Annotated in this window: 1 protein-coding gene; it reads right to left on the reverse strand. The window is 56.9% G+C overall.

From position 1 onward, the window contains the following. Positions 1-290, reverse strand: a 290-nt coding sequence (locus CXF72_RS00560) for a hypothetical protein (RefSeq protein WP_157823157.1), incomplete at both ends; no start/stop codon positions are given.

Below are 290 nucleotides of genomic sequence, written 5' to 3' on the forward strand. Positions count from 1 at the left end.
ATCGATGGCGGCCACATCGGTCCCCCTATCGGTCACCGTAAACTCCGCGGTGTAGGTAGTGCTATTGGTACGACTCAGATTGCTTAAGGCAAAGCCACCAATAGTGCCCGATAGAGCGCCGTAGGTCTCACCGCCATCGTCATCGACCGTCAGGGTTACCGTGACCGTATCGCTCACCTTCATCTCCACGTCAGGAATAGAAACGCTGGAGATCACCGGGAGGTTGGCATCGATCGCATCATCGGTCTGGCTGATCGGGATGCTGTACGCCGCGCTGGTATTACCGGTAC

It is taken from the genome of Psychromonas sp. MB-3u-54, from assembly GCF_002836415.1.
Lineage (GTDB): Bacteria > Pseudomonadota > Gammaproteobacteria > Enterobacterales > Psychromonadaceae > Psychromonas.